General features: G+C 70.9%; 11 protein-coding genes and 1 pseudogene. 5 read left to right on the plus strand and 7 right to left on the minus strand.

Annotation, left to right across the window (positions count from 1 at the left end; genetic code table 11):
* Positions 1-16 precede the first annotated feature (16 nt).
* On the minus strand, positions 17-487 hold the full coding sequence (gene accB / locus FIU88_RS06915; protein WP_152478668.1) for an acetyl-CoA carboxylase biotin carboxyl carrier protein: 471 nt from the start codon (positions 485-487) through the stop codon (positions 17-19).
* 185 nt (positions 488-672) lie between these two features.
* Positions 673-2,556, minus strand: coding sequence for a protein-disulfide reductase DsbD (dsbD, locus tag FIU88_RS06920; RefSeq protein ID WP_152478669.1), 1,884 nt, complete (start codon positions 2,554-2,556; stop codon positions 673-675).
* A 250-nt stretch (positions 2,557-2,806) separates the two neighbouring features.
* Here dsbD and FIU88_RS06925 point away from each other — a divergent pair, with 250 nt between their 5' ends.
* The gene (locus FIU88_RS06925) at positions 2,807-4,162 is read left to right on the plus strand and encodes a DUF2333 family protein (protein ID WP_152478670.1); all 1,356 of its coding nucleotides are present in this window, start codon (positions 2,807-2,809) and stop codon (positions 4,160-4,162) included.
* 138 nt (positions 4,163-4,300) lie between these two features.
* Here the strand turns inward: FIU88_RS06925 and ppa are convergent, their stop codons facing one another.
* On the minus strand, positions 4,301-4,831 hold the full coding sequence (gene ppa / locus FIU88_RS06930) for an inorganic diphosphatase (RefSeq protein ID WP_016854546.1): 531 nt from the start codon (positions 4,829-4,831) through the stop codon (positions 4,301-4,303).
* 240 nt (positions 4,832-5,071) lie between these two features.
* Between ppa and FIU88_RS06935 the strand changes: the two genes are divergently transcribed.
* A complete protein-coding gene (locus FIU88_RS06935; protein ID WP_026068378.1) occupies positions 5,072-6,793 on the plus strand; it encodes a bifunctional protein-serine/threonine kinase/phosphatase in 1,722 nt (573 codons plus the stop codon).
* Between the two features lie 109 nt (positions 6,794-6,902).
* Here the strand turns inward: FIU88_RS06935 and FIU88_RS06940 are convergent, their stop codons facing one another.
* Entirely contained in the window at positions 6,903-8,162 is a 1,260-nt protein-coding gene (locus tag FIU88_RS06940; protein ID WP_152478671.1) for a 6-phosphofructokinase, read from the minus strand.
* 235 nt (positions 8,163-8,397) lie between these two features.
* Here FIU88_RS06940 and mpl point away from each other — a divergent pair, with 235 nt between their 5' ends.
* The 3 genes and pseudogenes from mpl (at position 8,398) to FIU88_RS06955 (ending at position 11,110) form a co-directional block, all read left to right on the plus strand.
* On the plus strand, positions 8,398-9,783 hold the full coding sequence (gene mpl, locus FIU88_RS06945; RefSeq protein WP_152478672.1) for a UDP-N-acetylmuramate:L-alanyl-gamma-D-glutamyl-meso-diaminopimelate ligase: 1,386 nt from the start codon (positions 8,398-8,400) through the stop codon (positions 9,781-9,783).
* Entirely contained in the window at positions 9,773-10,402 is a 630-nt protein-coding gene (locus FIU88_RS06950; protein ID WP_016854550.1) for a flavin prenyltransferase UbiX, read from the plus strand. The genes mpl and FIU88_RS06950 overlap by 11 nt, the downstream gene beginning before the upstream one ends.
* A gap of 92 nt (positions 10,403-10,494) precedes the next feature.
* Positions 10,495-11,110, plus strand: a pseudogene (locus FIU88_RS06955) (LysE family translocator).
* An 86-nt stretch (positions 11,111-11,196) separates the two neighbouring features.
* Here FIU88_RS06955 and FIU88_RS06960 read toward each other — a convergent pair.
* Genes FIU88_RS06960 through FIU88_RS06970 form a run of 3 tightly spaced genes read right to left on the minus strand, consistent with a single transcriptional unit; the run spans position 11,197 to position 14,426 of the window.
* Positions 11,197-12,600 (minus strand): bifunctional DedA family/phosphatase PAP2 family protein, encoded by a 1,404-nt coding sequence (locus FIU88_RS06960; RefSeq protein WP_152478673.1) that lies wholly within the window; start codon positions 12,598-12,600, stop codon positions 11,197-11,199.
* Positions 12,601-12,628: 28 nt separating this feature from the next.
* A complete protein-coding gene (locus FIU88_RS06965; protein ID WP_152478674.1) occupies positions 12,629-13,564 on the minus strand; it encodes a diguanylate cyclase in 936 nt (311 codons plus the stop codon).
* Entirely contained in the window at positions 13,557-14,426 is an 870-nt protein-coding gene (locus FIU88_RS06970) for a hypothetical protein (protein WP_152478675.1), read from the minus strand. The genes FIU88_RS06965 and FIU88_RS06970 overlap by 8 nt, the downstream gene beginning before the upstream one ends.
* Positions 14,427-14,436: the final 10 nt, after the last annotated feature.

The raw sequence follows: 14,436 nt of genomic DNA on the forward strand, positions 1-14,436 counted from the left end.
AATGTGGGTGAAGGGATCAGGAGATGACGACCATCGGCTGCTCGAATTCGACCGGCTCGCCGTCGTCGACCAGGAAGGCCTCGATGACGCCGTCACGATCGGCCTCGATCTGGTTCATCATCTTCATCGCCTCGACGATGCAGATGGTTTCCCCCTTCTTGACGCTCTGGCCGACTTCGGCGAACGGCTTGGCGCCCGGGGCCGGGGCGCGGTAGAAGGTGCCGACCATCGGCGACAGGACTTCCTGGCCCTGGTAGGACGGGCCCTGTTCGGCGGGCTCGGCGGCAGCGGCCGGCGCCTGCGGTGCCGGGGCGGCGGGCTGAGCCGGAGCGCCAGCCGGCCAGGCGGGAGCGGCCGGCTGCGGGTAGGCGGTGCCGTTCGGGTGACGGCTGATGCGCACAGACTCTTCGCCTTCCTGGATCTCGATCTCGCTGATGTTCGACTCTTCCAGCAGCTCGATCAGCTTCTTGACCTTGCGAATATCCATATGACGTCGTCTCAATGGTGAGTTCGGGATAACGGCCGTCGCAGTCAACCTTGGCTAACTTGCTATAGATCGCGACAAGATCTCGTCTCTTGTCGTCTCTATTGGCCTCGAAAAGCGGTGTGGGCGGAGTTTGCCGAAATTCCCGGGCGATGTCCAGCGGCCCGAACGGCGTTCGCCAATGAACCCTAGCCCGCGGCGGCGGCGCCGTCGAGCGAGGCGCTCACGCCCTCCAGATGGCGGGCCAGCTGGTCGGCGTCGACCTCGCCCTGGATGCGGGCCTGGCGCAGTTCGCGACCGCCGTCGAAGAACAGCAGGCTCGGCGGTCCGAACAGGGCGTAGTGCTCCAGCAGCGCCCGGCTGGCGGCGTCGGTCTCGGTGACGTCGACCTCGATGCGCTCGAAGCCGGACAGCGCCGCGACCACGGCCGGGTCGGGATAGACCTCGCGCTCCATGACCTTGCAGGAGATGCACCACTCGGCGGTGACGTCGACGAACACCGGTCGCTCGGCCGCGGCCAGGGCCGCGTCCAGCTCGTCGAGCCGGGTGACCACCGTCACCGGCTCGGGGGCGCCGGGGCCGGATTCGGCCAGCGCCGGGGCGCCGTGACGGGCCAGCGGGCGCAGCGGATCCTCGGCGCCGCGGGAGGCGCCGATCACCAGGGTCACGCCCCACACCAGCAGCAGGATGCCCAGCGCCTGGCGGGCGCGCGCCCAGCCCTGGGGCGCGTTCAGGCTCAGGGCGCCGAGGGTCAGCGCCGTGCCGATGGCCAGGGCGGCCCACAGCAGCAGGGCCACCGGGCCAGGCACCAGGCGCTCGATCAGCCACACGGCGACCCCCAGCAGCAGGATGCCGAAGGCGGCCTTGATGCCGTTCATCCAGGCGCCGGTGCGCGGCAGCAGGGTCGGGCCGAAGGTGCCGACCAGCAGCAGCGGCACGCCCATGCCGAGCGCCAGGGCCAGCAGGGCGATGCCGCCCATCGCCGCATCGCCGGTGGAAGAGATGAACACCAGGGCGCCGGCCAGCGGCGCCGACACGCAGGGCGAGACCACCAGCACCGAGAGCGCACCGGCCAGTGCCAGGCCGGCCGGGCCGCTCTTCTGGGCGCGGGTCTGCCAGGCCTCGATGCGCCCCGACAGCCGCGACGACAGGCGCAGGTCGAAGGCGCCGAACATGGCCAGGGCGAACAGCGTGAACAGCCCGGCGAACCCGATCAGCACCGGGGCCGACTGCAGCCGCGCCTGGAGATTCAGCCCGGCGCCGAAGCTGCCCATCAGCACGCCCACCACCGCATAGGTCAGCGCCATGCCGGCCACGTAGGACAGCGACAGGGCGAAGGCACGCGGGCGGCGGGGCTGCTGGCCGACGATGATCGAGGACAGGATAGGGATCATCGGCAGCACGCAGGGGGTGAAGGTCAGCCCCAGACCGGCGAGGAAGAACAGGCCCAGCACCAGCGGCAGGCTGGCCTCCTCAAGCAGGGCGCTGAAGCGGCCGTCCTCGCTGACCGGGGCCGCGGGCGCGCCGGAAGCGGGCCGGGCGGTGCTGTCGGGCCGGGTGTCGATGTCGGTCGCGACCGGCCGGTCGGGGGGCGCATCGGCGAAGGCGGCCGGTGCCTGGCCCTCGGGCGCCTGCAGCGACACCGTCTCCGGCGGATAGCAGAGGCCGGCGTCGGCACAGCCCTGGAAGCCGAAGGTCACATCGAACGGCCCCTCGGGAATTCCCTCGCCCCGGTGCTCGATCGGCACCGTGAACACGACGCGGTCGTAGAAGACCCGCACGTCGCCGAGGAACTCGTCGGTCTTGGCCTGGCCGGCCGGCAGCCGAGGCTCGCCGAGGGTCACGCCGGGAGTGTCGCTCTCGACGCTGAAGCGGTGGCGATAGAGATAGTAGCCGTCGGCGTTCTCGACGCCGATCGAAAGCGTCTCGCCGTCGTGCCAGGCGCTGGGCTGGAAGGCTTCCTCGACGGGCAGGAAGTCGCCGTCGTCGCCGTTGTCGAACCACTGCGCCTGGGCGAGCAGCGGGATCCACAGCAGGACGAGCAGGCATGGCAGGCGGCGAAGGTGAAGCACGGGGCGTTCCTTGATCTTGAGGCGGGTGTCGTGGCGTCAATGCCGAGGCCGTGAATCGGCGGCGAGCGTGTGACCCTTGGCGGGGCATGGGGTTCCGCGGCGTTGACCGCTATGATCTGATGCAGGGGCGTGCAGTGCCGAGCCGGCATCCGGCGCGCTCAGGATAACGTAGCGGCGGGGCGTGGGGGTATGCGCCGCGTCGTCGCAGCTCGGGCGGATTCCGGGCCCACATCGTCAGGGAAATTCTATCATGGCATTGAAGCGACAGGCGGCCGACCGGCGCCGCCGCAGGAAGGAGGCGCTGGAGCGTCCGCAATATGGCTGGATCTGGAAGCCGCTGCTGGCGGCGCTGATCATCGCGCTGGTGGTGGCGCTTGGCCTCGGGGTCTGGTGGAGCCGCACGCCGGCCCTCGAGGCGACCCAGGCCGAGGTGCCGGCCGACGATGCCGCGGCGATCGCCGGCCCCGCCTCCGGCACGGCCACCGTGGACGGCCTGTCGTCGCTGGTGACCACGCTGCTGGACAAGCCGGGCGGCTACCTGCGCAACGACCTGGCGCCGCCGGGGCTGTGGCTGGACAACATGCCGGCCTGGGAGCTCGGCGTGCTCGACCAGGCGCGCTGGATGAGCCAGTCGCTGCCGACCATCGCCGGCGGCGACGCCTCGGCGCTGGATGCCGCCCGCACCGCGCTGGAGGGCGACGCCGACGACTGGTTCTATCCCTCCACCGAGCATCGCCTCGAGCAGGCCCGCGCCGCGCTCGACGGCTATCGTCAGGCGGTGGCCGGCGGCCAGGCCGGCTTCGCCGCCGACGCCCAGGGCCTCGCCGCCTGGCTGAATGGTGTGGCCCGAGGTCTCGACGACATGGGGCGGCGCCTCTCCGCGAGTGTCGGCAGCCCCGAGGCGCTGGCCGGGCTGGATCTCGACACCGAGGGGCTGCCCACGGAGACGCCCTGGTACCGGCTCGATAACGTCTTCTTCGAGGCCCGCGGCCAGGCCTGGGCCCTGCATCGCCTGCTCGAGGCGGTGCGCCGCGACCAGGCCGAGCGGATCGAGGCGGCCGGGCTGGCGATGCGCTGGGAGGCCCTGCTGGCCGAACTCGAGCTCAGCCAGCGCCGACTGTGGAGCCCGGTGATCCTCAATGGCTCCGGCTTCGGCCTGTTCGCCAATCACTCGCTGGTGATGGCGCACCACGTGCTGCGGGCCCGCGACCTGAGCCGCGAGCTCTCCGAGGACGTGGCGACGCAGGTTGGCGCGCCCGACGCGCCGCCGGCAGCGCCTGACGCCGCGCCCTCATCCGGTGAAGGCGAGGCCGCGGCGTCGCCGGAAGCGGCGGGCGGCGATGATGCCGTGAACGAGCCGGTCGATCGGGCCGGCGACGCGGCGTCTGCGGCAGAAGGCACTGGTGAAGGCGCCGAAGCAAGCGCGGCGGAAGCCGGAGAGCCGGAGGCTCAGGCAGCGGAAGACGCGAGCGTCGTAGAAGGTACAAAAGTAAGCAGCGAAGAGAGCGCCGAAGCAAGCAGCGGGGAAAACGGTGAAGAGGCGTCTGAGGCGCCCGATGACGACGCCGAGGCGCTGGCCGTGCCGGAAGACGGCGAGGCATCCTGAGTCGGGCGGGGCGTCGCTCGATCGGCGCCATGCCGTCATGTCAGTCGTCATGTAAAAAGGGCCGCCCACCGGGCGGCCCTTTTTGGGCGCATGTCTCGCAGGACGCGTGTGTTCCGCGAGACGGGATCGCGGTCGCGATCAGGCCTTGCTGTAGGCGGCGACGGACTTCTCGATGGCCTTGCGCGCGGCCTCGACGCCTTCCCAGGACTCCACCTTGACCCACTTGCCCTTCTCGAGGTCCTTGTAGTTCTCGAAGAAGTGGGCGATCTGCTGGCGCAGCAGTTCCGGCAGGTCGGTCACTTCCTGGACGTCGTCATACAGGCTGGACAGCTTCTCGTGCGGCACGCAGACCAGCTTGGCGTCTTCGCCGGCTTCGTCGGTCATGTTCAGGATGCCGACCGGACGCGCGCGGATGACGCTGCCGGGCTGGACCGGATACGGGGTCACGACCAGGGCGTCCAGCGGGTCGCCGTCGTCGGCCAGGGTGTGCGGGATGAAGCCGTAGTTGGCCGGGTAGAACATCGGGGTGGCCATGAAGCGGTCGACCAGCAGGGCGCCCATGTCCTTGTCGATCTCGTACTTGACCGGGGCGTGGTTGGCCGGGATCTCGATGGCGACGTAGAGGTCGTTCGGCAGGTCCTTGCCGGCGGGAATGTTGTCGAAGTTCATGAGCGCGTCCTTCTCTGGCTTGTGGCCCTGGGCGTATCACCCTGGCGGGTGGCCGTCGGTTGAAAATCCGCCGAATTATACGAGGCCGCCCCGTCGATTACCAACCCGACCTAGGTCGTTCGGGTGCCGCGAGGACGCCGACCATGGGGGGAGAGCCAGGCACGGGGGTGGGCGTGTATCATGGCGGCGATGGAAAGGGGCCTTTCGGTCTCGAAGTCGCTGACACACAAGGAGATCGTCGTGGCATCCGCGCAACTGTCATTGAGTTTCGGCCAGGCCTTCGTGGTGCCGGACCGAGGGCGTCATCGCAGCTCGATGTCGGTCTGCGTGCCCGACGAGACGGCGCTGCTGACGGGCAAGGGCGCGACGGCGCTGATCACCGACTCGACCTCGCGCAATCCGCTGGCCAAGCAGGCCGGCGATCTCAGCGTGCAGGGCTTTCTGGCCGACTTCTATTCGACGCCCGAGCACTGGGGCGCCAAGCTCTCGGCGCACCGGGTGCTGCATGCCCTGAACAGCTGGTGCTATGGCCAGAGCCGCCAGGTGCGTGACGGCGGCTACGTCAGCTCGATGTCGGCGATGGTCTACCAGGGCCAGGCGGCGCATCTCTTCCACATGGGCGACACGCTGGTCTTTCGCCTGCGCGGGGCCGAGTTCGAACAGCTCAGCCGCGACCATGTCACCGACCTCGGCGGCTACCGCTATCCCTCACGGGCGCTGGGCATGGATGCCAGCCTCGACATCGACTACGTGGAGCTGCCGCTCAAGCAGGGCGACATCTTCCTGTTCACCACCCAGGCGGTGCAGGGCACCCTGATGCCCTCGGACTACGTGCAGCTGATTCGCCAGGACGCCAGCGACCTGCACGCGGCCTGCGAACGCCTGGCCCAGACCGCCAGCGAGCGCGCCAGCGCCCGCGGCTACGGCGGCGATCCGTTCTGCTTCCAGCTGGTGCGCATCGATGCGCTGCCCGAGGAGCAGCGCGACCAGCCGGACCGCTCCTACGGCGAACTGCCGATTCCGCCGGAGCTGGCGGTAGGGGAACGGCTGGACGGGCTCGAGGTGCAGGAGGTGCTGTCGCGCACCGCCCAGTCGCGGGTCTACCGGGTGCGCGATACCCACACCGAGCGCGAGATGGTGATGAAGGCGCCGAGCCCGGAGCTCTCCAGTCGCAACGCCTACCTGGAGCACTTCCTGCTGCAGCAGTGGATCGTCGAGCGGGTGCGCTCGCCGTTCGTGGTGCGGGTCATGACTCCCTCGCGGCCGCGGCGCTTCCTCTATTACCTGATGGCCTACGTGGAAGGCATGACGCTGGAGGAGTGGGCGCGGCGTCATCCCCGGGCGGGCCTGGGGCAGCGGCTCGACATCGCCACCCAGCTGGGCAAGGCGGTGCAGGCGCTGCATCGCCGCGACCTGATACACCAGCAGATCCACCCCGAGAACGTGCTGGTCGACCGCCATGGCCAGGTGGTGCTGACCGACTTCAGCGCCTGCCACCTGCGCGACGTCGACGGCCATCGTCGCTCCCGCGGGCTGTTGCGCCAGGTGGGGCTCACCGAGCACAGCGCGCCGGAGTACGCCATGGACGACGAGGTCGGCCGTCGCAGCGACCAGTACTCGCTGGCGTCCACCGTCTACTGGCTGTTGACCGGCGCCTTGCCCTTTGAGGTGCCGGTGAAGGATCTGCTGCGCCACACCGACCTGGAGCGCATGCACTATCGCAGCGCCCGGGCGCTCAACCCGGAGGTGCCGGAGGCCCTCGACGAGGCGCTGAAGCGCGCCCTGACGCCCCAGCGGGCGCTGCGCTTCCGGCGCCTGTCGGAGTTCCTGCATGCGCTGAAGACGCCGACGCCGCCGGTGCCGAGCGAGGCGCCGCCGAAGCGGGGCGGGGCGGCGGGCTTCTGGCAGGCCGTCGCCGCCGCGCTGCTGGTGCTGCTGGTGCTGAGCTGGTTCCTCCGATAGGCATCGACGCGGGGTGGCCCCTGTGGTGCCGAGCTACAAGAAAACCCCGAAGGTTTTGCCTTCGGGGTTTTCTGTTTCTCGCGGCGATTTCAGGCTCTGGGCCTGCCGCTTAGATGCTGAATTCCGGCAGCTTGCGCTCGACGCGCCGCTTGGCCAGGCGCGCGACCTTGGGCAGGCCGTTCTCGAACGGGGGGAAGTCCTCGCCCTGGATCAGCGGCGACAGATAGCGGCGGCATTCCTCGGTGATGCCGAAGCCGTTCTCGCTGATGAACTCGCGGGGCATGAACTTCTCGCGGTTGGCCACCTCGGCCAGCGGCGCGGCCTCGACGGTCCAGGCGTAGGGGGCGTCGCCGGTGCGCTTGATGGCCGGCATCTTGGCGTTGTCGCCGGCGATGGCCAGCTCGACGGCCTTCTCGCCCACCGCGTAGGCCTGTTCCACGTCGGTCTTGGAGGCCAGGTGGCGGGCGGAGCGCTGGAGGTAGTCGGCCACGGCCCAGTGGTACTTGTAGCCCAGGTCCTGCTTGACCATGCCGGCCAGGGTCGGCGCCACGCCGCCCAGCTGGCGGTGGCCGAAGGCGTCGGTGTTGCCGGAGTCGGCCAGGAAGGTGCCGTCCTCGTAGCGGGCGCCCTCGGAGACCACGATCACGCAGTAGCCGTAGTCCTTGACCGACTGCTCGACCCGGGCCATCACCGCGGCGCGGTCGAAGGCGACCTCGGGGAAGATCACCAGGTGTGGCGCGTCGCCTTCCTTCTCGCCGGCCAGGGCGCCGGCGGCGGCGATCCAGCCGGCGTGGCGGCCCATCACCTCGAGCACGAACACCTTGGTGGAGGTGGCGCACATGGAGGCGATGTCCAGCGAGGTCTCCAGGGTGGAGGTGGCGATGTACTTGGCCACGCTGCCGAAGCCGGGGGAGTTGTCGGTGATCGGCAGGTCGTTGTCCACGGTCTTCGGCACGTGGATGGCGGTCAGCGGATAGCCCATCTTCTCGGACAGCTGGGAGACCTTGAGGCAGGTGTCGGCGCTGTCGCCGCCGCCGTTGTAGAAGAAGTAGCGGATATCGTGTGCCTTGAAGACCTCGATCAGCCGCTCGTACTGGGCGCGGTGGGTCTCGATGTCCTTGAGCTTGTAGCGACAGGAGCCGAAGGCGCCGGCCGGGGTGTGGCGCAGGGCGGCGATCGCCTCGTCGCTCTCCTCGCTGACGTCGATCAGGTCTTCGGTGAGGGCGCCGATGATGCCGTTGTGGCCGGCATAGACCTTGCCGATCTGGTCGGAGTGGCGGCGGCAGGCCTCGATGACGCCGCAGGCACTGGCGTTGATCACGGCGGTGACGCCGCCGGACTGGGCGTAGAAGGCGTTGTGCTGGGCCATGGAGCTATCCTGTTGCTGGTCGCGTCAAGGGAAGGGCGGCCGTGGCTCGGCGAGCGCTTCCCGGCTTCGTCCCGAAAAGCCGCGATTCTAGCCCATCGCTCCGGGTGCTGCATCCTGTCGGCGACGCGCGACGCCTGACACGCGCCGGCGTGTGCTGGAGCGGTCGCAGGCGCCATGCTAGGCTGCCGCTTTTCGCCGGCCCGCCGGCAGACAGGCTTTCGGCAGCGGAGTTTGCATGCACCTTCATATCCTCGGTATCTGCGGCACCTTCATGGGCAGCCTGGCGCTGCTGGCCCGGGAGGCCGGTTATCGGGTCAGCGGATCGGACGCCGGTGTCTACCCCCCGATGAGCACCCAGCTCGAGCAGGCGGGCATCGCCCTGAGCGAGGGCTTCTCGGCGCAGAACCTCGAGCCGGCGCCGGACCTGGTGGTGATCGGCAACGCCCTCTCGCGGGGCAATCCCGAGGTGGAGGCGGTGCTCGACCGCGGTTTGCCCTATGTCTCCGGCCCCCAGTGGCTGGCCGAGCACGTGCTGCCCGGTCGGCGGGTGATCGCCGTGGCCGGCACCCACGGCAAGACCACCACCGCCAGCCTGACCGCCTGGCTGCTGGAGGCCGCGGGGCTGGCGCCGGGGTTCCTGATCGGCGGTGTGCCGCGCAACTTCGGCGTCTCGGCGCGGCTGGGCGATGCCGAGGCGCCCTTCGTGGTCGAGGCCGACGAGTACGACACCGCCTTCTTCGACAAGCGCTCCAAGTTCGTGCACTACCGCCCCGAGATCGCGGTGCTGGGCAACCTGGAGTTCGACCACGCCGACATCTTTCCCGACCTGGCCGCCATCGAGCGCCAGTTTCACCACCTGGTGCGCACCGTGCCGGGCAAGGGGCGGCTGCTGGTGGCCGACGGCGAGCCGGCGCTTCAGCGCGTGCTCGAGCAGGGCCGCTGGACGCCGGTGGAGCGCTTCGGCAGCGCGGCGGACAGCGCCTGGCGCCTGGCCCTCGAGCGCGACGACGCCAGCCGTTTCCGGGTCGTGCATCGCCGCGATGACGGCGGCGAGGAAGCCGCGGTGGTCGACTGGTCGCTGACCGGCGCCTACAACGCCCGCAACGCCGTGGCCGCGCTGGCCGCGGCCCACGCCTGCGGCGTGTCGCTCGCCGACGGCGCCGAGGCGCTCGCCCGCTTCGCCACCCCGCGGCGGCGCCAGGAGGTGCGCGGCGAGGTGGCCGGCATCCAGGTGATCGACGACTTCGCCCACCATCCCACCGCCATCGCCGCGACCCTCGGCGGGCTGCGCGCGTCCGCCCGGGAAGGGCGGCTGCTGGCGGTGATCGAGCCGCGCTCGAACACCATGCGCCTCGGCACCCTGCGCGAGCGCCTGGCCGGCAGCGTGGCCGATGCCGATGCCGCCTACTGGTACCAGCCGGCGGGACTCGACTGGACCCTGGCGCCGGTGGTCGAGGCCAGCGGCCGGCCCGGCGGCGTGCATGACGACCTGGACGGCCTGGTGGCGGCGCTGGTGGCCGAGGCGCGGCCGGGCGACCGGCTGGTGGTGATGTCCAACGGCGGCTTCGGCGGCATCCACGAGAAGCTGCTGGCGGCGCTGGAGGTGGCCCATGGCGGTTGAGCACGGCAGCGAGCGCTTCGGCGCCCCGGTCACCGTGGCGCTGACCGGGGCCTCCGGCGCCCAGTACGGGCTGCGCCTGATCGAGGCGCTGGTGGCGGCCGAGCGCGAGGTCTGGGTGATGATCTCCAAGGCCGCGCACCTGGTGATCGCCACCGAGACCGACGGCGACCTGCCGGCGCGCCCCGAACGGCTGGCCGAGGCGCTCACCGAGCGCGCCGGCGCCGCACCGGGCCAGATCCGCTGCTTCGGCCGCGAGGACTGGATGGCGCCGGTGGCCTCCGGCTCCGGCGCCAGCTCGGCGATGGTGATCTGCCCCTGCTCCACGGGCACGCTCTCGGCGGTGGCCTGCGGCGCCAGCAACAACCTGATCGAGCGCGCCGCCGACGTGGCCCTGAAGGAGCGCCGTCAGCTGATCCTGGTCCCGCGCGAGACGCCGCTGTCGGCGATCCACCTCGAGCACATGCTGAACCTCACCCGCCTGGGCGCGGTGGTGATGCCGGCGGCGCCGGGCTTTTACCATCGGCCGGCCTCGGTCGAGGACCTGATCGACTTCATCGTCGCGCGCATTCTCAACCAGCTCGGCATCGAGCATCGCCTGATGCCCCGCTGGGGCGAATAGGGCGGCCCGGGCCACGGAGCGCCCGTTCACGCCGCCGTCATGCCGACCCGCCACGCTGAGCGGGTCGCGACCACAAGGATGTGCTTCCCGTGATCACGCTGTCTGTGCTGTCGGTGTTCGTGCCGACCTTCCTGCTGGTGTCGCTGACGCCGGGCATGTGCATGACCCTGGCCATGGTGCTGGGCATGACCCAGGGCGTGCGACGCACCCTGTGGATGATGATCGGCGAGCTCGTCGGCGTGGGGCTGGTGGCCGTGGCGGCCGGCGCCGGCGTGGCCACGCTGATGCTGCGCCAGCCGACGCTGTTCGCGGTGTTCAAGTGGGTGGGTGGCGCCTACCTGGCCTATCTCGGCGTGATGATGTGGCGCTCCCGCGGTCGCATGGCGATTCCCGACGATCTCGAGAGCCAGGGGCGGGCCGGGCGTCGGGAGCATGCAGGGCTTCGTCACCGCGGTGGCCAATCCCAAGGGCTGGGCCTTCTTCGTCGCCCTGCTGCCGCCGTTTCTCGACGCCTCGCGGCCGCTCGCCGCCCAGCTGGTGGCGCTGGTGGCGATCATCCTGACCATCGAGTTCGGCGCGCTGCTGGCCTATGCCACCGGCGGCCAGACCCTGCGCCATCTGCTGGGCCAGGCCGACAAGGTGCGCCTGCTCAACCGCCTGGCCGGCACGCTGATGATCGGCGTCGGGGCCTGGCTGATCCTGGGCTAGCGCCGAGCGCCGAGCGACAAGAAGACCCGAAGGCCATGGCCTTCGGGTCTTCTTTTGCTTCGGGGGGGGCACGCTGCCGCTTGCCCCTACGCCGGCCCCAGCCAGGCGACGCGCGCGGCGGCCAGCGCCAGCGATGCCGTGCCCAGCGCCAGCCAGGGGCAGGGGCGCAGGGTGCGGTGGGGGCGGCGTTGCCAGGCCAGTTGCACCAGCGTGCAGACCACCAGCCCCAGCAGGGTGCCGCCGATCAGATCGCTCAGCCAGTGGACGCCCAGCACCAGGCGCGACAGCGCCATAGGCACGATGATGGCGATGGCGCCCCAGTAGGCCCAGAAGCGTCGCGCCAGCGGCAGCTCGCGGGCGATGAAGGCCGCGGCCAGGCCGTAGAGCACCACCGCGGTGGAGGTATGGGCGCTGGGATAGGAGAACGAATCCGCCAGGTGCAGCGGCGTGTCCGGCCGCACGCGGCCGATCAGCGCCTTGCTCAGCGTGTTCAGGGCGGCGATGCCGACCAGCCCGCCGACCAGGTGGGCGAAGGCGTCGAGTCGTCCTCGCAGCAGCCACCACAGCCCCCAGGGCAGCACCAGGGCGATCACGCCGTAGAGATCGCCGAGCCGTGCCAGGGTGTCGGCGAAGGTCGCCAGCCAGGGGGTCGCCAGTTCGTCCATCAGGCCGTCGAGCCGCTGATCCATGGGCAGCGGGCCGCCGTGATGCAGCACCACCAGGGTCCAGGCCGAGAGCGCGGTGAGCGAGGTCAGCAGCAGCAGCCAGGTGCCCAGCGGCGCCTCGCGGCCCCGGGCCCGGCCCAGCGCCCGCCACAGCCGGCGGCCGCGGGGGTGGCGGCGCAGCAGGTCGATCATGGCCCGGTAGATCAGGCCGTCGTGATGGGTCTGGTGGCGCAGCCAGGAAAAGATCAGCGCCAGCGCCACCACCACGGCGCCGAGACCCACCAGCCAGGGTTCCAGGGCCTCGGGCACGCCGGGCAGGCGCTGCCAGGTGCGCCCCAGCAGGTAGCCGGGCAGCACGTAGGCCGGTGCCCACAGCGCCGCCGAGGCCAGGTTAGCCAGGGTGAAACGCCGCGGCGGCATGTGCATCATGCCGGCGATCATCGGTATCACCGGACGCACCGGTCCGACGAAGCGGCCGAAGAAGACCGACAGCGCGCCGTGGCGGTGGAAGAAGCGCGCGCCCTGGGCGATCCATTCGGGGTAGCGGGACAGCGGCCACATGCCGGTGACGCGTTCGCGCTGGGTATGGCCGAGCCAGAAGCTCAGGCCGTCGCCGATCACGGCGCCGATGAAGGCGGCGGCGATCATCGCGGCCACGGCCAGCTCCTGGTGGCCGGCCATGGAGGCGACGGCGGTGATCAGTACCACGCCGGGCACCAGCAGGCCGACCAGGGCCAGCGATTCCACCATGGCGATGAGAGCGGTCAACAGCAGCAGCATGGCCGGCGATGGCGTCAGCTGCTGCAGCAGGTCGACGAGATTCAAGGCTCCCTCCTCGATCGATGGGTGGGCGCTAGCCGGCGGCCAGGGCCTGGGTCATGGCCTGCAGGCGGGTCAGGAAGGCCGGGCTGGCCTCGCCGGCGCGAGGAGTCTCCAGGCGCAGGCGCACTTCCAGCGGCCCGGTGTCCACCAGCACGATCTGCTCCAGGGCCTGCTGCAAACGCTGGCGCACCAGCAGGGCGCCGCTCTCGGTGGTGTCGGGGAGGATCAGCCAGAAGGCGGTCTCGTCCTCGCGGCCGAGCGAGTCGAGGTCGCGGCAGTCGCGCAGCACGCCTTGGCAGAACGCCGTCAGCATGGCGCGCCGGGTGTCATCGCCAAACTGCTCGCGGGTCATGTCGAGCTGGGGCAGATGGATCAGCAGCACCGCCATGGGGCGCTCGAGCAGGCGGGCGCGCTCGAACTCGCCGATCAGCCGCTCATGCAGGTGCGTGCGGGTCAGGGCGCGGCATTCCTGCTCCAGCGGGTCGGTGGCCTGCAGCAGGCTGCGCTGGCGCAGGCGGTCCCACAGCGCCAGGGTGGCCACGGCGACCAGCGCCAGATAGGCCGCGGCGAGATCGGCGTCGGCCTGGCCGTCGCCGAGCAGGGCCAGCCAGATCGGCGTCAGCGCCAGGTTGAGGAAGATGGCGGGCCCCAGCGGCAGCAGCACCAGGGTCAGGATCGGCGGCAGGCCGATCCACAGCGCCGGATGCCCGCTCTGGCCGGGCAGCTCGACGGCGATCAGCAGGAAGCCGCAGATCAGCGCGAGATAGGCCGAGGCCCGCGAGGGCGTCTTGCCGGCGGCGGCCAGCAGTGCGGCCAGCGCCATCACCGGCGCCAGCAGGGCCGGCAGCAGGATGCGCACGTAGTGGCCCATCAGATAGAACCACAGCGCCTGGCCGAGCAGCAGCAGGGTAGCGGTGCCGAGCACCAGGAGGAACAGGCGAGGGCGGGGGGTATTCGGCTCAATCATGATGGGCGACCTCCCGCACCTCGATGCCACGGGTCTGGCGCTTCAGCGCACGACGCTCGCGGGTCAGCGAGCCGAGGCGGGGCAGGGTGACGACCCGGGCCCGTACCGAGTCGTCCAGCGGCGCCAGCAGGGCCTGGCGGCGTTCGGCGGCCTGGTCGGCGTCGCGATGGACCAGCAGCAGCCCGAGGGTGCGCCGGTCCAGGCGATAGCCGTTCTCGAACGGCCGCAGTTCCCGGCACAGCCGGTCGGCCAGCGACCACAGCTGCCGGCGGCCGGTATAGAGCAGCAGCAGTTCCACGTGGCTGTTCTCGAGGCGGGCACGCTGGCGCTCGCGCTGAATGTCGTGGCGCAGGCACTGGCTCGGCCACAGGGGCAGGTCCGGCGACAGTCGGGCGCGGTGGCGGATGCGGCGTCGCAGGGCCTGGAGCCCCAGCGAGCGCGCGAGCCCCAACAGCATCAGGCCGACCAGCAGCAGGCCGGCCAGCGCCCACTGCTCGAGGCCCAGCAGCGGCTGCAGGTGCCACCAGCTGGTGGCGGCGAGTGCGGCATTGAACAGCAGCATCCAGCGCGGCTGGGGCAGCATCAACAGGATGGCCCAGGCCCACAGCCAGGTCAGATGCCGCTCCGGCGTGACCCACAGCATGGCGGCCAGCAGCAGGCCCGGCATCAGCTGCCAGGGCACGGTCGCCGGGTGGCGATGGCGGTGGGCCATCTGCGTGGTCGTCACCGCCAGCCACAGCGCGGCGAGGCCCAGCAGCAGGGCGTCCGGCAGGGTCTCGGCGGTGGCGGCCAGGAAGCTAGTGAGGCCGGCGGCGATCAGCAGGTTGGCGCGCATCAGCCCGACTTTGTACTTGCTCTGCATGGTGACTTAG

The organism is Halomonas sp. THAF12, assembly GCF_009363675.1.
In the GTDB taxonomy this organism is placed as follows: domain Bacteria; phylum Pseudomonadota; class Gammaproteobacteria; order Pseudomonadales; family Halomonadaceae; genus Halomonas; species Halomonas smyrnensis.